Origin of the sequence: Corynebacterium striatum ATCC 6940 (assembly GCF_000159135.1) — a bacterium.
GTDB lineage: Bacteria > Actinomycetota > Actinomycetes > Mycobacteriales > Mycobacteriaceae > Corynebacterium > Corynebacterium striatum.
On sequence record NZ_GG667523.1, the window covers coordinates 218,453 to 238,912 of the forward strand.

Annotated in this window: 19 protein-coding genes; 8 read left to right on the forward strand and 11 right to left on the reverse strand. The window is 57.3% G+C overall.

What is annotated here, in order from left to right; translation table 11 throughout:
- Positions 1-115: 115 nt before the first annotated feature.
- From HMPREF0308_RS08575 to dnaA, 4 genes are all read right to left on the reverse strand, one after another.
- The gene (locus HMPREF0308_RS08575) at positions 116-637 is read right to left on the reverse strand and encodes a DciA family protein (RefSeq protein ID WP_005530686.1); all 522 of its coding nucleotides are present in this window, start codon (positions 635-637) and stop codon (positions 116-118) included.
- Entirely contained in the window at positions 630-1,808 is a 1,179-nt protein-coding gene (recF, locus tag HMPREF0308_RS08580; protein ID WP_005530688.1) for a DNA replication/repair protein RecF, read from the reverse strand. Before recF ends, HMPREF0308_RS08575 begins: the two co-directional genes overlap by 8 nt.
- Positions 1,808-2,989 carry a DNA polymerase III subunit beta gene (dnaN, locus tag HMPREF0308_RS08585; protein ID WP_005530690.1) on the reverse strand — a complete coding sequence of 394 codons (1,182 nt, stop codon included), beginning with the start codon at positions 2,987-2,989 and terminating at the stop codon, positions 1,808-1,810. Before dnaN ends, recF begins: the two co-directional genes overlap by 1 nt.
- A 594-nt stretch (positions 2,990-3,583) precedes the next feature.
- Positions 3,584-5,197, reverse strand: coding sequence for a chromosomal replication initiator protein DnaA (dnaA, locus tag HMPREF0308_RS08590; protein ID WP_005530692.1), 1,614 nt, complete (start codon positions 5,195-5,197; stop codon positions 3,584-3,586).
- A gap of 611 nt (positions 5,198-5,808) precedes the next feature.
- Here dnaA and rpmH point away from each other — a divergent pair.
- Genes rpmH through HMPREF0308_RS08625 form a run of 8 tightly spaced genes read left to right on the forward strand, consistent with a single transcriptional unit; the run spans position 5,809 to position 10,667 of the window.
- Entirely contained in the window at positions 5,809-5,952 is a 144-nt protein-coding gene (gene rpmH, locus HMPREF0308_RS08595) for a 50S ribosomal protein L34 (protein WP_005530694.1), read from the forward strand.
- A 2-nt stretch (positions 5,953-5,954) separates the two neighbouring features.
- Entirely contained in the window at positions 5,955-6,314 is a 360-nt protein-coding gene (rnpA, locus tag HMPREF0308_RS08600; RefSeq protein ID WP_034657288.1) for a ribonuclease P protein component, read from the forward strand.
- 47 nt (positions 6,315-6,361) lie between these two features.
- Positions 6,362-6,577 (forward strand): membrane protein insertion efficiency factor YidD, encoded by a 216-nt coding sequence (gene yidD / locus HMPREF0308_RS13315; RefSeq protein ID WP_005530697.1) that lies wholly within the window; start codon positions 6,362-6,364, stop codon positions 6,575-6,577.
- A gap of 9 nt (positions 6,578-6,586) precedes the next feature.
- Positions 6,587-7,579, forward strand: coding sequence for a membrane protein insertase YidC (yidC, locus tag HMPREF0308_RS08605; protein WP_005530700.1), 993 nt, complete (start codon positions 6,587-6,589; stop codon positions 7,577-7,579).
- A gap of 25 nt (positions 7,580-7,604) precedes the next feature.
- The gene (gene rsmG, locus HMPREF0308_RS08610) at positions 7,605-8,213 is read left to right on the forward strand and encodes a 16S rRNA (guanine(527)-N(7))-methyltransferase RsmG (protein ID WP_034657290.1); all 609 of its coding nucleotides are present in this window, start codon (positions 7,605-7,607) and stop codon (positions 8,211-8,213) included.
- A 10-nt stretch (positions 8,214-8,223) separates the two neighbouring features.
- Positions 8,224-9,072, forward strand: coding sequence for a ParA family protein (locus HMPREF0308_RS08615; protein WP_005530704.1), 849 nt, complete (start codon positions 8,224-8,226; stop codon positions 9,070-9,072).
- A 6-nt stretch (positions 9,073-9,078) separates the two neighbouring features.
- Complete coding sequence (locus tag HMPREF0308_RS08620) at positions 9,079-10,092, forward strand: ParB/RepB/Spo0J family partition protein (RefSeq protein WP_005530705.1); 1,014 nt, start codon at positions 9,079-9,081, stop codon at positions 10,090-10,092.
- Positions 10,092-10,667, forward strand: a complete 576-nt coding sequence (locus HMPREF0308_RS08625; RefSeq protein WP_005530708.1) for a hypothetical protein — start codon at positions 10,092-10,094, stop codon at positions 10,665-10,667. The genes HMPREF0308_RS08620 and HMPREF0308_RS08625 overlap by 1 nt, the downstream gene beginning before the upstream one ends.
- Before the next feature lie 29 nt (positions 10,668-10,696).
- Here HMPREF0308_RS08625 and HMPREF0308_RS08630 read toward each other — a convergent pair whose 3' ends face one another.
- The 7 genes from HMPREF0308_RS08630 to murJ form a co-directional block, all read right to left on the reverse strand.
- Complete coding sequence (locus tag HMPREF0308_RS08630; protein WP_005530710.1) at positions 10,697-11,878, reverse strand: N-acetylmuramoyl-L-alanine amidase; 1,182 nt, start codon at positions 11,876-11,878, stop codon at positions 10,697-10,699.
- A gap of 61 nt (positions 11,879-11,939) precedes the next feature.
- Complete coding sequence (gene trxA, locus HMPREF0308_RS08635) at positions 11,940-12,269, reverse strand: thioredoxin (RefSeq protein WP_005530712.1); 330 nt, start codon at positions 12,267-12,269, stop codon at positions 11,940-11,942.
- 6 nt (positions 12,270-12,275) lie between these two features.
- Complete coding sequence (trxB, locus tag HMPREF0308_RS08640; RefSeq protein ID WP_005530714.1) at positions 12,276-13,202, reverse strand: thioredoxin-disulfide reductase; 927 nt, start codon at positions 13,200-13,202, stop codon at positions 12,276-12,278.
- Between the two features lie 142 nt (positions 13,203-13,344).
- Entirely contained in the window at positions 13,345-13,899 is a 555-nt protein-coding gene (locus HMPREF0308_RS08645; RefSeq protein WP_005530716.1) for a sigma-70 family RNA polymerase sigma factor, read from the reverse strand.
- 81 nt (positions 13,900-13,980) lie between these two features.
- Complete coding sequence (gene pepN, locus HMPREF0308_RS08650; protein WP_034657354.1) at positions 13,981-16,461, reverse strand: aminopeptidase N; 2,481 nt, start codon at positions 16,459-16,461, stop codon at positions 13,981-13,983.
- 110 nt (positions 16,462-16,571) lie between these two features.
- Positions 16,572-17,099 carry a YceI family protein gene (locus tag HMPREF0308_RS08655; protein WP_005530720.1) on the reverse strand — a complete coding sequence of 176 codons (528 nt, stop codon included), beginning with the start codon at positions 17,097-17,099 and terminating at the stop codon, positions 16,572-16,574.
- Between the two features lie 216 nt (positions 17,100-17,315).
- The gene (gene murJ, locus HMPREF0308_RS08660; protein WP_005530722.1) at positions 17,316-20,456 is read right to left on the reverse strand and encodes a murein biosynthesis integral membrane protein MurJ; all 3,141 of its coding nucleotides are present in this window, start codon (positions 20,454-20,456) and stop codon (positions 17,316-17,318) included.
- Between the last annotated feature and the right edge of the window lie 4 nt (positions 20,457-20,460).

Consider the following 20,460-nt stretch of genomic DNA (forward strand, 5'->3'; position numbering starts at 1 on the left):
GCTATAGCAAAATCTAAGACTTTAGCCATTCTACACTGTGTCCCCCTACTGAAGAGCACTCCACACCAGTCAGAGGGCGGAATTTAGCCCGATTTTTCGATCCGAGTTTTATAGCCTATCCGTAAGTATCTTGCGATCCTTGGGGCTTTACCCACTGCCGGCCTTGGTAGTTTCGATGCTGCTTTGGCCCCTGAATCCGCAGCTCAACGATGACATCGGGACCTAAGCGCTCCGCAATTTTCTTAAGGATCTGGCGCTGCAGATATCGCAGTTCGGTGGCCCAAACGGAAGCATCACAGGAAATATAGACCACCTTATCCTTGATGCGCTCGGGCTTTGTGTGGGCGGCGATCCGCTCCCCCACCAAATTGGTCCAGTTGCCCATAACCCATCCATCGGCAAGATCACTCTCCCAGCCACGGCGGGAGATTTCCTTACTCAATGCAGCCCCGAGACTAGGGACGTCGAGGCTGCGGCGCAGGCGCCGCCCATCGGGCCCAGTGGGCCTTCCCACCTGATATTTCCGTGGCTCCTTGGGAGCCTCGACGTTCATCTTTGGCGAAGGTTTGTTGAGCTTTGGCGCGTTCTTGGAATTCGAGCGCACACGATCAAAGAAGTCCTTGACGGGATCAGTCATCGCCACTCACTTGGTCATCAACTTTTGAAATTTCAGAAATTCTGCCATCCTCGGTGTCTGTCACCGTGACCTCGTAGCGCACGATGGGTTCCAGGTTGCCCGGCAGATCTTCATCAACTGCAGCGGTAATCAACACTTGCTCGGCCTCTGCGGCAAGATGCACGAGCTTTTCCCTGCGCTTGGCGTCCAGCTCAGCGAAGACATCATCAAGGATGAGAATCGGGTCGGTTCCATCTTGGCGCAATAAATTGAACTCGGCCAAGCGCAAAGAAATGGCGTATGACCACGTCTCGCCGTGGCTGGCAAAGCCCTTGGCGGGTTGCGTACCAAGGTTCAACACCAGATCGTCGCGATGCGGCCCCACCAAGGAAATTCCGCGCTCGATCTCACGCTGTCTCTTAGCAGCAAGTTCTGTCAGCATCACGGCTTCCAGGACTTCCCGATCAGAAACATCGATGGTGGACTTGTACTCGATATGAGCCGGCCGCGACTCCGGCGCCAGCCCTGCGTAGGCGGAAGGAATGAGTTCCGACAGGGCGTCGACAAGCGCCAAGCGTGCCTCGATGACCTGCGCACCGAGACGTGCCAGCTGCGCATCCCACACGTCCAAGGTGGCTAAGGCCGAGGCACCGTCGCTGTCCCCGTACCCACGACGCAAGCTTGACGACGCCGACTTCAACAGCGCATTGCGCTGCTTCAAGACCTTGTCATAATCGGCCTTTACGCCTGCTAAACGCGGGGTGCGCGACGCAATGATGTTGTCCAAATAGGTGCGGCGCTCAGCGGGCTCGCCGCGCACGACCGCAAGATCCTCCGGGGAGAACAACACGCTCTTAACCACGCCGAGTAACTCACGCGGACTCTTGAGCCGCGTGCGGTTGATCTGCGCTTGGTTGGCCGCATGCGGCTTGATGAGCAGATGGGCAGTCAGCTCTCGGCCCTGGTTTACGGCCGTCGTCGAAATGCGTGCATTTACTGCACTTTGCCGCACCAACGGCGCGTCATGGCTGACGCGGTGCGAGGACAAATGAGCTACGTATCCAATGGCCTCGACAATGTTGGTCTTGCCGTAGCCGTTGCGTCCGACGAACAACGTGATTCCCGGGCCGAGCTCAATGCTGAGCTCAGGCCACGAGCGAAAATCCCGGACGTCGAGTTCGCGGATGAACATTAACCTGGCAAGCGAACCGGCATGAGAAGGTAGGTGAAGTTAGTCTCCGGGGTTGGAAAGACTCCATCTTCATCTGCCAAAGGCATCTCTTCCGGCTCTGGGATCATGATGGCTGGGCGGGAAGGCTCGGTGAATCCGAAGACAACACGGTCGGTATGAACGACGGCCAAGCCGTCCTTCAGGTAACTCGGGTTGAAGGCGATGACGAATTCATCGCGGCCGGTGAAAGCGCATGGCAGGGTCTCATCGGCCTTACCGGAATCTGCACCAGCAGCCAGGGTGACCTGGCCTTCTGAGAACTCCATGCGGATCTGCGCGTTGCGGTCAGTCAGCAGGGACACACGGCGGATGGCTTCCTGCAGCGGCGCAACCTCGATGCTTGCCATAGCGGTGTGCGTCTTTGGCAGCAGCGGGGAGACGTTGGGGAAGTCTGCATCGAGCATGCGAGTGGTGGTTTCACGGTTGTCTGCGTGCAGACCGAACAGGCCTTCAGCGCCGATGTTCTCACCGGTACCCACCGCGATCTCAACCGGGATGTTGAGGTGCGTATCCAGGGAGCGGCCGGTGTCTTGCAAGGTCTTTGCAGGGACCAAGAGCTTGGCCTCGACGTCAGGTGAGGTGGGCTCCCATTCGAAGGTGCGCATGGCCAGGCGGAAACGGTCAGTGGCTGTCATTTCTACGTGAGAGCCGTGGATTTCCATGTGCACACCGGTGAGCATAGGCAGGGTGTCATCCTTGCCTGCTGCAGAGGCAACCTGGCTGATGGCCTCAACGAAGAGCTGTGGGTTCACCGTGCCGGTGACCTCGGGCAAGACTGGCAGCTGCGGGTAATCATCAAGCGGAATGACAGGCAGCTCGAAACGTGAAGAACCACAGGTCAGCAGAACCTTGGAGTCCTGCTGAGTCATCTCCACCTCCTTGTTCGGAAGAGAGGCAACGATGTCCGCGAGGAGTTTTCCTGCAACGGCGATGCGGCCTGGCTCATCGACCATGGCAGCGATGCGGACGCGGGTGGAAACCTCGTAATCAAAGCCCGTGAATTCCAAACCATTGTCATCCGCGGTGATCAGCATTGCGCGAAGCACTGGCTGCGTCACCTTGGAGGGCAGGCTGCGGGCTACCCAAGCAACTGCGTTAGCCAGATCATCCTTGGCAACACGAAATGACACAGATTGGTCCATGGTCTCGACGAGCTCCTTGCTGGGTTGTTGTGGTGAGGCGTTCTAACGCGGTGTTTTTTGTAAGTCACAAAAGCTGTTTCCAACTTACCGCATAGCTCCGACACGACAGATTTTTGTAATTCACTCTTTGCTCCGGGCCTTGGGCCCAGCGGAGCGTCGAATTACACACATCCTCTTTTTACTTCATAGATCAGAGAATTTAGTTAGTAGTAGTAATAACCGTTGTGAGATCTGTGGATAACCCTGTAAATGACAAGCTCTTTGCACTGATCAGCGTTGTGATCTGAGTTGTGGGATCTGTGTGATCAAATGACAAAAATTGTGAGTAACTGGGCGGGAGTCGGTTTTATCCACAACCTATCCCCAGAATTGTGGAATTTGATCACAGCGCTGATCACAGGCTCCTGATCAGCGGGAATGCGCTGTGGAAAAGAAATTTGTGAGCAAGATCTACGAATTACAACAATGAAATTACACAACTGTGAATAACGCTGTGGATAAAAAATAACCCGCCACCTAGGCAGGTGGCGGGCGGTTTTAAACAGAAGCTGGCGGTGAATACTCAACACCGAATACAGAACACCGATTACAGAACTAAGAGTGGCTGTGATTCTTGATGCGTTGGGTCAGCGCCTGGATCTCGTCATAGGTATTGCGATTTTCTGTCATCTCCTTACGGATCTTGCGGTCTGCATAGATAACAGTGGTGTGGTCCTTGCCTCCGAATTGATCACCGATCTTGGGCAATGACAATTCAGTGAGCTCGCGGCACAGGTACATGGCGAGCTGACGCGCGTGCGCGACGGCGCGCTTCTTTCCAGCACCGCGCAGGGTCTCGACGTCGATATTGAAGTACTCTGCGGTGACCTCCATGATGGCGGTTGCTGTAATTTCGCGACCCGCGGAGTCCGGAGCGAGATCATGCAGAGCAATTTCTGCCATCTCCAAGCTGATCGGCTCGTTGACCAAGGAGGAATAAGCAGAGACGCGAATGAGCGCGCCTTCCAACTCACGAATCGAAGATTCAAAGCGCGAAGCAATCAGTTCGAGCACCGAGCGATCGACTTCCGTGCCATCCGCGGCAGCCTTCTTCATCAAAATCGCAATGCGCGTTTCGAGATCTGGCGGTTGGATGTCCGTGATGAGACCGCCCTCGAAGCGGGTACGCAGGCGATCCTCCAGGGTGGTCAGCTGCTTTGGCGGACGGTCGGAGGACAAGATGATTTGTTTGTTGGCCTGGTGCAACGCATTAAAGGTATGGAAGAACTCCTCTTGCGTGGACTCCTTGCCTTCCAAGAACTGAATGTCATCAACCATCAAGATGTCGAGGTTGCGGTAGCGGCGCTTGAATGACTCTTGGCGGTCATCTCGCAGGGAGTTGATGTAGTCGTTCGTAAATTCCTCAGAGGATACGTACTTCACGCGCAGGCCCGGATGCAGCAGCTGCGCGTAATTTCCGGCAGCGTGCAAAAGGTGAGTCTTACCCAGGCCAGAACCGCCCCAAATGAACAACGGGTTATAGGCACGCGCAGGGTTCTCAGCCACGGCCACGGCCGCGCCATTGGCGAAGCGGTTTGAAGAACCAATAACGAAATTTTCGAAAGTGTGCTTCGGGTTCAGCGACTCTTCCCTATTGGGATCATGAGCCGGTGCCTCGCGCGGAATGCGGGCATTGGAGTGTTGTTGCTGGTTGTAGTGATTGGCAAGCTCATCCAAGCTGGCCGGAGCGTGGCTGGTTTGCCAGGCTGGTGGCTGTGTTTGGTTGGCTTCCTGCTGGATGGGACGCTGAACCTGCTGCTGGTTAGGTTGCGGCACAGAGTGCTGCCCGTAGTGCTGCGTCGAAGCAGATGACTGAAACGGCGCCTGGTTTTGAGGCTGGCTTTGAGTGCTGGCGGTGTCGTTAAGCGCTGCGTCATCCTCCGGGTTCGCCAGAGTTACAGCGAGTGAACATGGGCGACCCAAATGGCGTGCGAGGGCGCGCGAGATGTGCGGACCTAAGTCATTCTCGATGACGGATTTGGCCGTTTCGTTGTGTGCTGCCAGCAACGCATAACCATCCATCATCATGATGGGTCGCGCGAGCTGGAGGTACAGCCGCTGCGTGTGGTTAAAGTTCGGTACATCTGAGTTGGGTTTCTCAGATTGAGCGAGCAGGTCTTCGACTACTGCTCGCCAGCTGGCGTTAAGCACCGCTTGTTGATCAGACAAAGCGCCTACCTTGTGTGGACCCTAGTGTGGGACCCTAGTTTGGACGGAGAAAATAACAGTGAATTTCACGGAAGTATCCACATTGGGATTTGCGGTACGACCTCGATCTCCACAGAGTTATCCACAAGTGTGGATGAATTGTTTATCCACAGCCTATCGGATAGCTGTGGATAACTCGCTATAGGGTACTTTAGGGTCTTTAGCTGCTAAAATGCAAAAAGTCTAAAGTGCAGATTTAGAGTTATTCACAGTCTGTGGGTAGCTGTGGAATTCGATTCTTTAGTTTTACCGCCGAGTTAGCGGGACTGTCTAACGCTTTTCGGCGCTTGCACGGCGTGAACTTAAAATGCAAGCCGCCGTATGTGCTCTGACCCCGCAAAGTAGCCGTTTAGCTGCAGATAAAAACATCTTTGTAATTTTGGGTACACCCGGGTGTCGATTTGTTTCAGGGTGCATTCGTCACGTAATCTGTCATGGTCTATCGCAACAAACCGATGTTGCGCGTGAGGGTGAACCCATCCGAGGGTTACTAACCACTCACGCAACCATTCATCAGTGGGGCTCAGGAATTTACTTCCCGGAGCCCTGCGCACAACTTCAAGGAGATAATCGTGGCAAAGGGTAAGCGTACCTTCCAGCCCAACAACCGTCGTCGTGCTCGTAAGCACGGCTTCCGCACCCGCATGAGCACCCGTGCAGGTCGCGCAATCGTCGCAGCTCGCCGTAAGAAGGGCCGCGCAAAGCTGTCGGCATAATCGTGCTTCCAGCCCAGCATAAGCTCACCTCACCCGCGGAATTCCGCAGGACGATTAAGGGCGGGCGCCGGGCGGGTACACGCACTGTTGTTGTGCACTACCGTAACAACAAAAGCCAAGACTTAAGTCACGACATCGCAGCCTCTGGCCCGCGATTCGGACTTGTGGTCTCGAAAGCCGTCGGGAACGCAGTGGTTCGCCACCGCACCTCCCGGCGGCTTCGGCATGTGTGCATGTCGCTTTTCGACGCCCTCCCTCCCACCGCCGACATTGTCATCCGGGCGCTTCCTGCTAGCGCAGCGGCCTCTAGTGAGCAACTCGCAAAAGATATCCGTAAGGCACTGCGCAAATGGGATATCTAAATTCCTCCGGTGAGGAAATACCGCACGCGCATGGGGCGGCAAAACCGATGGTGAAGGCGGTGCGCTTCTACCAAAAGTATCTGTCACCCCTTAAGATGGTTTCCACCTGTCGTTTTGAACCGACATGCAGTGCCTATGCCCTTGAAGCACTCTCCGTTCACGGAGCTTTCAAAGGCACCGGCATGGCCATCGCTAGGGTCTGCAAATGCGGCCCTTGGCATCCGGGAGGATTTGATCCTGTACCCGGCACGAACAACAACTGAGGAAAATCCTTGCTTAATTTCATCTACTGGCCAATCTCGGCCGTCCTCTGGTTCTGGCACTGGCTGTTGAGCTTCGTGATGGATCCCGCCCAGGGCATCACGTGGATTCTATCCATTGTCTTGCTGACGTGGACACTGAAGGCTGTGATGGTCAAGCCAACCATTACCCAGCTGCGCTCGTCCCGCAAGATGCAGGAAATCCAGCCGCAAATCCAGGAGCTGCGTACCAAGTACGCGAATGACCAAACCAAGGCTGCGCAAGAGATGCAGCGCATCTACAAGGAATCTGGCGTTCGCCCGATGGCAGGCTGCCTGCCAGTCTTAGCTCAGATCCCAATGTTCATTGGTCTGTTCCACGTTCTGCGCTCCTTCGACCGTACGGTTCAGGTCGCAGGTGGCATTGGACACCCAGCAGGCGAGCCGATGAGCGTCGACGCCAACGCGAACACTGCGAACTACATCTTCAAGCCGGAATTGGTGCAGCAGTTCCTGGACGCCAAGATCTTTGGCGTTCCGCTGATTGCTAACTTGCGCGTGAACTCGCCGATTCTGGATCAGCAGGGCATCACGATGTCGCAGGCAGCGGTCATCATCGTTCCGTTGATTGTCATCATTGCGGTTTTGACCCACTTCAATGCCCGTATGTCGCTCAACCGCCAGGAGGCACGCCGTGCTTCCGGTAAGACTGCCGCCCCGCAGGGTCAGAACGCGGAGATGATGCAGCAGCAGATGGCCATCATGAACAAGATGATGCTCTGGGTCATGCCAGGCATGCTGGTCTTCTCCGGTGCTATTTGGCCTATTGGTTTGCTGTTCTACATGTTGGCCAATACCGTCTGGACCTTCTTCCAGACTCGCATCGTGTACAAGAAGATGGACGAGGAAGAAGAGCGCGAGCTGGCTGCTAAGGCTGAGCTTAAGCGCACCTCTGCTCCTAAGCCGGGCGTTCGCAAGAAGGACAACCGCACCAAGAAGCAGCGCAAGAACAGCAACAACAACTAAACACAACCTCACACAGGAGTTTTAAGTGTCCGAATTGGACCCGTCTGAAGTATTTGGCTCCCGTCTGCACCTCGCGCAGACTTACCACGATTCACTCGCTACAGACGGGTCCATTCGTGGTTTTATGGGCCCCCGCGAAGTGCCTCGCCTATGGGATCGCCACATCCTGAATTGCGCCGTGATCGGCGAAGTGATGCCGGAAGGCGCCCGCGTCATCGACGTCGGAAGTGGCGCAGGCCTGCCTGGCATCCCACTGGCTATCGCCCGCCCAGATCTCGACATCACTTTGATTGAGCCACTCCTCAAGCGCTCTAATTACCTCCTAGAGGTCAAGGAGATGCTCGGCCTCGACAACGTCACCGTTATCCGTGGCCGCGCCGAGGAAGGCCCTGTGAAGAAGGCTGTGAAGGGTGCTGACATCGTTACCTCCCGCGCAGTCGCTCCGCTGGGCAAGCTCGCCAAGTGGTCTCTGCCGTTGGTGAAGATTGGCGGCGAGATGATTGCACTCAAGGGTTCCTCGGTTCATGAGGAGCTGGAGCGTGACGCCGCTGACATCAAACGCGCGGGCGGCGGAAAAGCCGAGGTCACAACCATTAAGGGCACGACTATCATCCGTGTCCCTCGCGTGAACTAGAGTAGACGGCATGACTAATCCACGTCTTATCACCATCGCGAATCAGAAGGGCGGCGTCGGCAAGACCACGTCGGCTGTCAATCTTGCCGCGGCACTTGCTGAAGCCGGCAAGAAAGTGTTGGTGATCGACCTGGACCCGCAGGGCAATGCCTCCACTGCCGTGGGTGCTGCTCATACCTCGGGCACTGACTCTAGCTATGAGGTACTTCTCGGGGACCGCACCGCGGAACAGGCTATGCAGCCCTCCCCCGGCAGCCCTAATCTTTTCTGCATCCCAGCCACGATTGACTTGGCGGGTGCTGAGATCGAAATGGTCTCCTTGGTGCGTCGTGAGTTCCGTCTTTATGACGCGCTGCACAACGGCTTCCTTGAGGAGCATGGCTTCGAATACGTTTTCATCGACTGCCCGCCTTCCCTCGGCTTGCTCACCATCAACGCAATGACGTGTGCCGAAGAGGTCATCATTCCTATTCAGTGTGAGTACTACGCCCTGGAGGGGGTGGGGCAGCTGTTGGGTAACATCTCCATGATTCGTGAGCACCTCAACGAGGAGCTACACATCTCCGCGGTATTGCTCACCATGTATGACGCCCGCACGAAGTTGGCCGAGCAAGTGGCTAGTGAAGTGCGCGAACAGTTCGGTGCCGTAGTTCTTGGTAATGTAATTCCGCGTTCGGTGCGTGTGTCCGAGGCACCAGGTTATGGCAAGACTGTTATTCAATATGACCCAACCTCCACCGGTGCGCGAGCTTATTCGGCGGCGGCCCGGGAACTGAATTCCCGCGGTGATTATCGCCCACACCCCACCACTGGCGCCATTGGTGTTAGCCCAGAGATTTACGCGGAATTGGAAGGATAATAAAGCATGGCAGAACATAAGCAAGGTGGACTCGGTAAAGGTCTGGCAGCTCTTATTCCTTCCGGCCCTGATGCACCCTCCCGTAAGCCGCGCCTGGGCAACGACGCTGCTGACATCATCCTTGGTGCTGCTACCGGTGGTCCAGCTGGTGATAAGCGCCGCGTGAAGGGTGCTCCGACTATCCAGCAGTCCAACTCCAAAAAGCGTCAGGCCAAGCCTTCCGTCATCGGAGCCACCTACCGTGAGATTGCGGTCGGTGACATCATTCCGAACCCTAAGCAGCCACGTACCGTCTTTGACGAAGAGGGCCTCGCAGAGCTCGTTCACTCCATTAAGGAGTTTGGTCTCCTGCAGCCGGTCGTTGTGCGCCCGGCTGATGAGGGCGGCTTCGAGCTCATCATGGGTGAGCGCCGTTGGCGTGCATCCTCCAAGGCAGGGCTTGCAACCATCCCGGCGATTGTCCGCGACACCAAGGATGACGACCTCCTGCGTGATGCGTTGCTGGAGAACATCCACCGCGTTCAGCTGAACCCGCTGGAAGAGGCGCATGCCTACCAACAGTTGCTGGAAGAGTTCGGTGTTACCCAGAACGAGCTGGCTGATCGCATTGGCCGTTCCCGCCCGCAGGTGACCAACATGATTCGCCTGCTCAAGCTTCCTGTCAACGTCCAAAAGCGCGTTGCGGCTGGCACCTTGTCGGGCGGCCACGCCCGTGCAATTCTTGGTCTTCCGGACTCCGAGGCCATGGAGATCGTGGCTAACCGCGTCATCGCAGAGGGCCTCTCCGTGCGCGCCACGGAGGAGGCTGTAACCCTCTACAAGAAGGGCGAGAAGCCACAGAAGGAAAAGAAGCCTGCTGCTGCCCAGCCGCAATACTTCACCGACTCTGCTGAGCGTCTTTCCGATCGCTTCGACACCAAGGTCACCGTGACCATGGGCAAGCGTAAGGGCAAGATGGTCGTGGAGTTCGGAGATCAGGAAGACTTTGAGCGCATCCTCGCGCTCATCGAGGGCAAGTAATGCTGGTCGAGTCCGTCAAGGAAGGGGTGACCATCAACCCCTTGGCGGCTCGCTCTGTTTTCTGGGAGCTCAAAACTGCCGTCGTTGATCCGGCCTTTGAGAAGGAGGCTTGGATCTCGGCGATGCTGCTCAGCCACGGCGACTGTGGACTTACCGTTGGCGATGAAGCCACGGTGTTCTTTTGCCCTTCTGAGTACGCACCAGGTGCCGCGAAACTTCCTTCCTCACCGGTATCTGAGGATGCGGCTATTTTGTCCTCGTTGTTTGTGAAATCGCACCGTGCGGCGCGGGGTTTAGAAGCAGTGCTTCTCGACGCCGCGGTGATGAACCTTACCTCGCGCGATTTCAGCGCTGTCGAGGCTTTTGGCTACCGCGACGCCAAGGAGGCGGAGTTCCTCCTACGCGAAAAACCCGCCTTCATCGGGTTGCTTCCAGTGGAAACACTCGAATCAGCGGGTTTCATGGTGGTGCAAGACCACCCAATTACGCCTCGTCTGCGCCTTGATCTCCCACCAGCATTCGATCTGCTTTCGGATGCGGCAGTGGAAGATATGCTGGCTAGGGCCTTGGCCTAAGCCCTTGGCCCGCGTTGGCCAAAGGAGGCTTAGGCCTTCTCGGCGCGCAGTAGTTCGTCGAACTTGTAGGTGCCTGTTACTGCGGTGTCCTCATCCAACAGGTAGAGACGTTTAACGGAAACAACGATTGCCTCCGCGATGTCATCTCGCATGTGTGGGTTGGTCAAGATAGCCACGTCACCTGGGTTGGTGAGGTAGCCCATGACAACCTGCACAACCGGCATCTGAGTAAGACGCAACAGATCCCATGTGCGACCGTGGTTCCAGCAGTTCTGCAACGGCGTACGTGCGACAATCTCACGCTGGATGAAGCCGGAGAGGGTCTCACCGATCAGTGAGGAGTTGCCCTGCTCTGATCCGAAGTAGAAGGTCGCAACACCGTTAGCTTTGTCATTTTGGTAGCTGTCGCAAGCCAAAGAAATGACAAGATCAGCGCCGAAAGCGTTGGCCAGCTCAGCGCGGTCCTTAGTGGTGGGGTTATCCGTGCGAGGGCGGGAGATGATGGTCTCCATGCCCGCGGCAATCATACGGCCGGCGACGCGCTCGGCAAGATCCCACAAGAGGTCTTCCTCGCTGATTTCACCAAAGCGCCCTTTAACGCGTTGGCCTTTGTCCGCACCGCCGAGCGCAGGATCGATGACCACTCGCTTGCCGGCCAACTTTGGGCCAGCGTTGCGAACTCGCTCGCGCTCCTGAATGTTGTGTGCAGAACCGCCCGTTATGCGGCGCCCCAACAGGCTCAACGCATTGATGGTCGTGGGGCCGCAGACACCATCATTTTGCAGCCCGTAGTTCAATTGGTATTCAGCCAGCGCCGCGTGAGTGTCTGGGCCGAAGTGACCGTCCACACGCTGTTGATAAAAGCCAAGCTCCTGGAGCTGCTGTTGGAGTTGCGCGACATCGTCACCAACCTGAACGTTGCCCGGCTCGTACGCCAGTACGCGTGCACCAAGGGTATAAGACGCTTGGCGCAGCTCACGAAGGGTGAGATCATCAATGACGCCGCTGGGCACTATGCCGCGGGACTGCTGGAAGGCCTTGATGACCTCGGATAGTTCGGCGTCAAAGATTTTGTCTGACTCGGAGTACTTTTGCTGTTTCCAGTCGGACAGAGTTCCCTGGTAATCCTTCATGAGGCCGAGGCGGGCGAGGGTTGCACGTGCCTCAGCGACTCGGACACTTTGGTCGCCAATGTGAAGGACGCGATTCACACCTACCCCTTTCTCGTGTTAATACTGTGCGTCCTGAGACGCATGTGAATAAGGCTACCAGCTAGAGCTGCTTTTGAATCTGCGCCACGATGTCAGACTTCGAACGAAGTCCAACAAATTCGTCGACCTTCTCACCGTTGCGGAAAATCAGCACGGAAGGGATTGACATGATCTGGAACATGGCGCCAAGAGTGCGCTCTTCATCGACGTTGACCTTGACGACCTTGACGTCGTCACCAAGCTCGCCCGCGACATCATCGAGGATTGGGGAAAGCTTCTTGCAAGGGCCACACCATTCAGCCCAGAAGTCAACGACGACAGGCTTGGAGGCGGAGGACTCGATTACTTCGGTACGGAAGGAGTCGGTGGTTACGTTTTTTACGTTGCTCATGAATGTTTAACGGCTTTCTGCGAGGAAATGTTCAGCATCGATGGCTGCGCGGCAGCCGGAGCCTGCTGCGGTAATAGCCTGCTGGTAGTGGTCATCGACCAAGTCGCCGCAGGCAAAGACACCCGGAAGGTTGGTCTTGGTGGAAGGCTGATCAACAACGACGTAGCCGCCTTCGTTGAGCGCAACTTGGCCTTCAAGGAAGGCGGAGCGCGGATCGTGGCCAATGGCAACGAACATTGCGGTTACGTCCAGCGTCGAAACCTCACCCGTGATTGCGTCCTTGATCTCGAGCCCGGCGACCTTGCCTTCGCCCTCGATCACACGCTCCACTGTCTTATTCGTAGCCCACTTGATCTGTGGATTGGCCTTTGCACGCTCCAGCATGATCTTGGAAGCGCGGAAGTTCTCAGAGCGGTGGATGATGGTGACGGTCTCGGCGAACTTGGTGAGGAAGGTTGCTTCCTCCATTGCGGAGTCGCCGCCGCCCACAACGGCGATGTTGTGGCCCTTGAAGAAGAAGCCGTCGCAGGTAGCGCAGGCGGAAACGCCACGGCCGGAAAGCTCTGCCTCGCCTGGAATGCCCAGGTAGCGTGGAGCGGCGCCGGTGGCGAGGATGACGGCGCGGGCCTCAAAGACCTCGTCGCCTACGTGCAGCTTCTTGATCTCGCCTTCGAGCTCGACCGAGTCAACAACCTCCATGCGCAGGTCAGCGCCGAAGCGGATTGCCTGGGAGCGCATTTCCTCCATGAGCTCTGGGCCCATGATGCCCTTCTGGAAGCCTGGGTAGTTCTCCACCTCGGTGGTGTTCATGAGCTCGCCGCCGTACTCGAAACCCTCGAATACGATCGGCTTGAGCTCAGCGCGCGCGGCATAAAGCGCAGCGGTGTAACCGGCAGGGCCGGAGCCTACGATGGCGACATCGTGGACGGTCATTTAAATAACTCCCTTGCAATGTACTGCTGGATCAACCCCACAGATCCTACCCGCGCTACGTTAAATAACGGGTATCAGAAACGGGGTTGATGCTTAAACGTGACCTCTCATTCAACGAGAGGTCAGGGAGCGTTATTCCTTTTTAAGTATTTGCTCCCTGCAGCATTGCTTCTCGAAGCGCTCGCCGCGCCCGTGCGCGGCGGGACTTAATGGTGCCGGGAGCGACTCCCTGGAAAGCAGCTACTTCGGCGATGGCGTAGCCCTCGACGTCGGTCCAATACAGGGCCTCGCGGTGGTCTTTGTGGAGAAGCTCCATGGCCTCCCGGACGGCCAGTGTGTCCTCGAGGTTCTCGTTGGGGTTGTGAGCCAAGAGATGATTTCTGTCATCTTCGACAAAGTCCACGTCCAGCGAAGCATTTTCGCGGTTGGCTCGGTGGTTGAGGAAGTCATATCCCGAATTCATCACCAAACGGTGCAGCCATGTAGATAACGCGGATTCCCTGCGGTATTTGTGCAGGTTGCAGCTTGCGCGCAAGAGTGCTTCTTGGAGTACATCCTGCGCATCGGTGTCGTTGTGCGTATAGCGTCGTGCCACCATGGTCAGCCTGGCACGGTGTCTTTCCACGATGAGCGAAAAGGCTTTGTTATCCCCTGCTATGAATGCGTCAACAAGTTCGTGATCACTGCGATCAGCCATGTAGATTCCCCCCGGATCAACAAGTACTTAAACCTGTTTTATCCGAGGGGTTCTACCGGACGCTAGCGAAGAGTGTCTACTCTATTGACCATTTTTCACGCGCAAGGTGCGGCGCAGGTGATCCTGGCACTCCAGCAGCACGCGGCGCAGCGCACGCGGACGCTCCTCGCGCAGGAATTCGTCGGTGGCGGCATCGGCCATCTCGAGCTCCGGGTAAAGGCCGCGGACCAGGCGATTGGCGATCTCGATCGGATGCTCCTGCCAGATCTTGTCGAGTACCTGGAAGAACTCCTCCGCAAAAGGCTCGGTGAGGTGCTTCGAACGCGGCGCATTGAATGCGGCGAGCAAGGAATCCACCTCTGCGTTGGAGTAGGCGCCCGGCTCGCGGACCATGTCGAAGACCTCGCGCTTGCAGCCCGGGAAGGAGCGGGAAACGCCCAGGTAAGCAGCTGCACCGGTCAAAGTGTTGTCGCGCTCCTTCTCGGCGTCGAGTTCTTCCTGGGAGACCGCTTCGCGTGCCGCGAGCGCACGCAGCACCGCCCAGCGGATGTCGGGATCGGTGGCGTCGTCAAGCACTGCGCGCAAACGGTCGTTGCCCGGCTCCGGGGTACTACCCAGCGCATTGATAGCGGCGCGGGTCAGCAGCAAGTGCGTATCCGTGCCCTTCTCCGCTTGCTGCAGCAGCTCCCAGATCTGGGTGGCATAATCCGGGGACTCCGGAAGGTAGTGGTTGACCGCGAATTGGGCGTTGGACAAAGCAGTGGTGAGCAGGGAGGGAGCCTCCCCTACGGCGTGCTTAAGCACGGTGTCGACGTAGTTTTGGGCCGGCCACTCGCCATCGCGGGTGAGGTTCCACAGGGAAGTCCAGATGACCGCGCGGGAGAGCTCGTCATCAATATCAGAGAGCTTGTCCTGGATGGTCTGCAAGGAGGTCTCGTCGAAGCGCACCTTGGCGTAGGTGTGGTCGCCGTCGTTAAGCAGCAACAGCGCCGGTGCCTGCAGGCCGGAAGCCTCGTCGACAATCGTGCGCGGGCCAGCGACATCGATGTCGAGGACTGCGTACTTGTGCAGGGAGGCGTCGAAAAGCGCAGCGTTCAAGCGGTGCGGACGCGTGCGGTCTTCTGCCTCGGCGAGGATCGCTAGCTCGGTGATCTTGTCACCCTCAACGTGCAGCTCCGGCGCCAGGGTGTCCGGGCCCCAGGTCTTGAGCCATGCGGTGGACCAGGCATCCAGGTCGCGGTCGGTGTGTTGCTTGAGGGCGCTGAGCAGATCGTCGAAGGTCGCGGCCGCAAAAGCATGGTTACGGAAGTAGTCGCGGGCGCCGGCGTAGAAGTTCTCGCGGCCCACGTAATGCACCAGCTGCTTGAGCACCGAAGCGCCCTTGGCGTAGGTGATGCCGTCGAAGTTCTGGCGGGCGGCGTCAACGTCAGGGATGTCTGCCTTGATGGGGTGCGTGGTGGGCAGCTGATCCTGCAGGTACGCCCAGTTCTTGCGCTGACCTGCGAAGTTGGTCCATGCCTCGGTGTATGCGGTGGCCTCGACGGAAGAATCTGCGCCCATGAACTCGGCAAAGGATTCCTTGAGCCATAGGTCATCCCACCACTGCGGGGTGACGAGATCGCCGAACCACATGTGGGACATCTCGTGAAGGATGGTGTTTGTGCGGCCCGCGCGCTGCGCACGGGTAGCGCGGGAGCGGAAAAGATAGGACTCGGTGAAGGTCACGAGGCCTGGGTTCTCCATGGCGCCGAGGTTGTACTCGGGAACGAAGATGGAGTCATACTTGCCCCACGGGTACGGGAACTTGTAGGCCTCGTCGAAGAAATCCATACCCTGAGCGGTGATTTCCAGGATCTCGTCATCGAGGTAGCCCTCCATCGAGGCGCGCGCGAAGGCGCGGAGCTCGATGTCGCGCCAGGTGCGCGTCTTAACAATGTAGGGACCGGCGGCAAAGGAGGTTAGGTAGGTGGACAGCAGTGGGGTCTCGTTGAACTCCACGGTTACGGCGTTCGCGGCAGTTGCGTTTTCCGCTGCTTGGCGACGCACCTCCGGCTGATTGGAGAGCACCTGCCAACCCTCTGGCGCGGTGATGGTGGTGTAGAAGACCGCCTTGAGATCCGGCTGGTCAAAGCACGGGAAGATGCGTCGGGCATCGGATGGCTCCAAGTGGGAGTACAGGTAGGTGTTGCCGTCCGCGTTGTCCACCATGCGGTGCATGCCTTGGCCGGTGCGGGAGAACGCAGAGACACCTTGGATTTCCACGGTGATCTCTTCTCCCACCGGCAGCTCGTGGAGGTATATGCGACTGTCGTGGAAGTCGACCTCTACGTCCTCGCCCTGCACAGCGACCTTCGTAACCTGCTCGCCGAGGTAGTCCACAAAGAGCTCGGGCTCCTGGGTGCTAAAGGTGATTCGGGAGGTTACAGGGAAGGTCAGGTTGTCTTGTGCTCCTGAAACATCGAGGTGGAGATGGTAGGAGCTGAGATCGATCGCCTGGGTGCGGGCGATGGCTTCAGCATGCGTGAGGCTGCCTGCCTGGTGAGAAGAGTTCGAGTTAGACATGACGGTCATTTTAGAACCTGGCTGTGGCAGTGGCTAGCACTTAGTTGCATACGAAAAACGCCCCAGGTTTTCCTGGGGCGTTGCGCGTTAGCAGCAGTGTGCTGTGTGAATTACTGCTTGATTGCAGAGACCTCGAGCTCGATCTTGATCTCCTCGGAGACCAGGACGCCGCCGGTCTTCAGCGGTGCGTTGAAGTCGATGCCGTAATCAAGACGGTTGATCTTGGTGGTTGCCTCGAAGCCGAAGCGGGTGTTGCCGAACGGATCCTCAGCGAGGCCCTCGGTCTCAACGTCCAGGGTGACCGGCTTGGTAACGCCCTTGATGGTGAGGTCGCCGGTAACGGTGCCGTTGCCAGCCTCGTCAACGTTGAAGGAGGTAGCGGTGAAGGTCAGCTCCGGGTACTTCTCTACTGCGAAGAAGTCGTCGCCCTTAACGTGGCCGTCGCGGTCATCGTTGCCGGTGTTGATGGAAGCGGACTTGATGGTGACGTCAGCCTTGGAATCAGCGATGTTCTCTGCAACGGTGATGGTGCCCTCGAAGTCCTCGAACTTGCCGCGGGTCTTGGTAACCATTGCGTGGCGAGCAACGAAGCCGATGGTGGTGTGTGCTGGGTCGAGTACGTAGGTACCTGCAATCATGATGTTCTCCTAAAAAATTCCGCTTTGTCTGTGACGGCGAGTTCCGGAAACGAGTTCTTGAAACCGCGCGGTCGAAACTGTCGTTTGTTGATGTAACAACATATAGCTTACTCGCGCCACTAAATTAGTCAACGCTTGAAGTAATATTGCTATTTCCAAAAGGGAACGCCACCATGCCTGAGCTGGCATGATGGCGCTATAAGGAGATGAATAAAATTAGGACAAGCCCACGGTTTGTAGTTCGGAGACTGCGACCTTGCCGTCGAACATGATGAGGACTCCGTCGAAGCCCTTCTGCACCTTCTTCAGCTCGATGTCCTGCTTGCTGGCGCTGAGTTTGCCCTTAGCCAGCTCGGTGCCCTCGGGGTCCTCCGGATCAAACTTATCAGTGTTCACGCCATAGACGGTGAACTTAGTGCCCGTGGAACCGTACTGGCTAACCTGCAGCACATGCAGCTGAGTCGGCTTCTCCAAGGTAACGAGTGCGCCCTCGGCGATGTCCACTCGTGCGGAACCCTTGCCGTCGACGAGTGCCTTCTGTTCCTTGTTATCCGGAACAGTGAACGCTGACTTTTCCTTGAGTAGCACCGGCGGGGTGTTCGGGAAGCTGGTCACGGTCTGCGTCGGCTTGGTTACGGGTGATTCCTCCCCCACCAAAGACATGATCCACGCGGTCAGTGCAGCCATACCCACAACAAAGATGGTGGCAAAGACGCCCAAGATGATCGCGCCCGATCCCGAGTAGCCGCGGCCACCGAAGCCTGGAGTGGCTTCAGGAGCTTCGACCTTTTCTTCATGCACTTCCAGAGTCTGCTCAGTCTCGTTTGCATATGCATGCAAGACCTTTGCGCGCTCCTCGAGCGACTGCTCAGAATGTGCAACGTCGCGTAGTTCCTGTGGCGTAGATGCCGTGGATTCGGTCAGCAACGTAATGGTGGAGTTGATTCCATCGACGTCCGTTTCCACACTATTGCGCTCGAGTACGGCAGGGAACGCCAGCTTGGCGACGCCGTCCGTAGCGATACGGATGCGGTTGCGGTTATCGATACCCAGTACAAGATCGTGCTCGTGCGCTGTAGTTGCGGCGTCGACCAGCGGAGCGAGCGCACGTGCTACTGCACGCGGATCGAGGTCGCCTTCTTCCGCAACCGTCTTAAGCGGCGTGCCCTCAATCCAGTCGGCCACCACAAGGCAACCCTGGCGGTAGGACAGAATCTGGATGTTGGATGCCACCGCTTCCAATCCAAGCTCGGCGAGTTTGCGGGTGTTGCGAGAAACGTCGGCAGAACGACGTGCTGCCACTGCTGGGGTTGCCGGAGCCATCGGAGCCTCGCCCGTTGTGTCTACGAAGGTCAGGGAAACGACGCGGCCGGTGGCTTGTTCGCGGGCCTTCCAGAAGCGAGCGCCGGGGACCGAACCGTAGTCGGCAAGGAGGCGGAAGCGTCCGTCGGATACTGGAGCACCTGGTACCAGGCGCGGGCCGCGGACAATGCCGGCCGACATAGGCGGTGGGACTGGCGAGGAGTTGAACGCATCCTGGTTGAAGATCGGTTGGATTTCCTGGATCTCCGGCTCCTCGACCTCGATGGCTTCGGCGTCGTCGATCTTGATAAGACGGTTCATTCCCGGAATGCGCTGCAGCTGGCGGCCCAGGTTGATAACCTCTGGCAAGCCGGAGCGTGAGAGCACCAGGCCAGTTGCAATAACGAAGGTAAGTCCTACCACCATCAAGCGGATGAGCTCGACGAAAGGCGGTAGGGAGTCCGGTAGAACGAGATTGATGACCATGTTGAGGACAAAGGCCACAACGAGGCCAGCTACGGAAGACAACGTGGCCCACAAGGTGGTGCCCAGGACTTCCTTTCCACCGAGGCTGCCCAGCTTGCGCTTGAGGAGGAAGCCGCCGATAACCGCACCGGCAATGAAACCAAAGCCGTTTGCCGTACCCAGAAGAATAACAACGCGCTCTGGGGAATCCGCCACGTGTGGTGCGAGCATGGATAGAACAACCTTGGTGAAGGTAATTCCGGCAATGATGAAGGTCGGTGTCCAGGCTTCTTCACGGGCATAGAACACGCGTAGATGCAGTAGCACCAACGCATAAGGAATAAGTGTAAATGCCGAGAAGCTGAGGGTTAGGCCCAGCAGCTCAGCGGCATCTGCGTCAAAGGCACCGTACTGGAAGAGGCCGCGGGCAATCGGAATGCCGAATCCGGTCATAAAGATGACGATTGGAATCAGCGCGATGAAGGTCAGCTTGGTGCCTAGGGTGAGATCGCGTACGACGGCCTTGACGTCACCGTCCGCTGCATTGCGGGACAGGCGTGGCATGATTGCGGTGAGCAACGTGACGCCAATAACGCCATATGGAACCTGCAGCAACAGCCATGCCTGCTGGTAAGTAAAGGGAGCACCTTTATCTGCCTGCGATGCAATACGCGAGGTGATGATGTAGCCCAGCTGGGATACGGCAACGTAAGCCACGATCGCCATGGCCATGCCGCCGAACTGCTTGAGGCGATCGTCCAAACCCCACAGCGGTTTGAGGTTGATGCCTGCCTTCTTTAAGTACGGGAACAAGATCAGGCATTGGACAATGACACCTAAAGTGGTACCCAGTGCCAGCAAGAGAACGTGAGGGTCAGAAACCGGAGATGGTGCCTCTGGGTGCAAGGACCCTGGTACCACTTGATATGCCACCAGCACCGCGATGGAGATGATGTTGTTGACCACCGGTGCCCAAGCACCAGGTCCAAAAACATTCTTGGTATTGAGTACCGCTTGGAAAAGCGCAAAGAGGCCGTAGAAGAAGATCTGCGGGAGAAGCAGATATGCGAAGGACGTTGCCTGGGTGGCATTAACCTCGCCGTCATCTGTCAACATAATGGTTGTCAGTTGGGGCGCAAAAATGCATGAGGCCACCGTGACAATACCCAGCAAAGTGAACGCCAAGGTAAAGAGGCGACGTACAAAGTTCTCTCCCCTATCCGCGTCTTCCTTCTCGGCACGCACCAGGACTGGGACGACCAAGGAAGTTAGGACAGCTCCGAGGACAATCTCAGTGATGAGGTTGGGAAGTTGGTTCGCTGTGGTGAACGCGGAAGAAATCGCGGGACCGAGCGACGAACCGATGAGAACGTTGCGCAGGAAGCCTGTGATGCGGGAGATCAGCGTGGCAATCGCCATGGATCCGGTGGCGCGAACAACCGCGCCGTCGGAAGTAGCAGTCTCTACATGTTCGCCTTTCAACGCGGATTTGTCTTCCGCCACTGGCATCGGTGCAACCCTCTTTTCCGGCACAGGTGCCGGCGGCGTGGGCGTCACAATGCGACGACGAGAGCCATTTTCATTAGTCATAAAA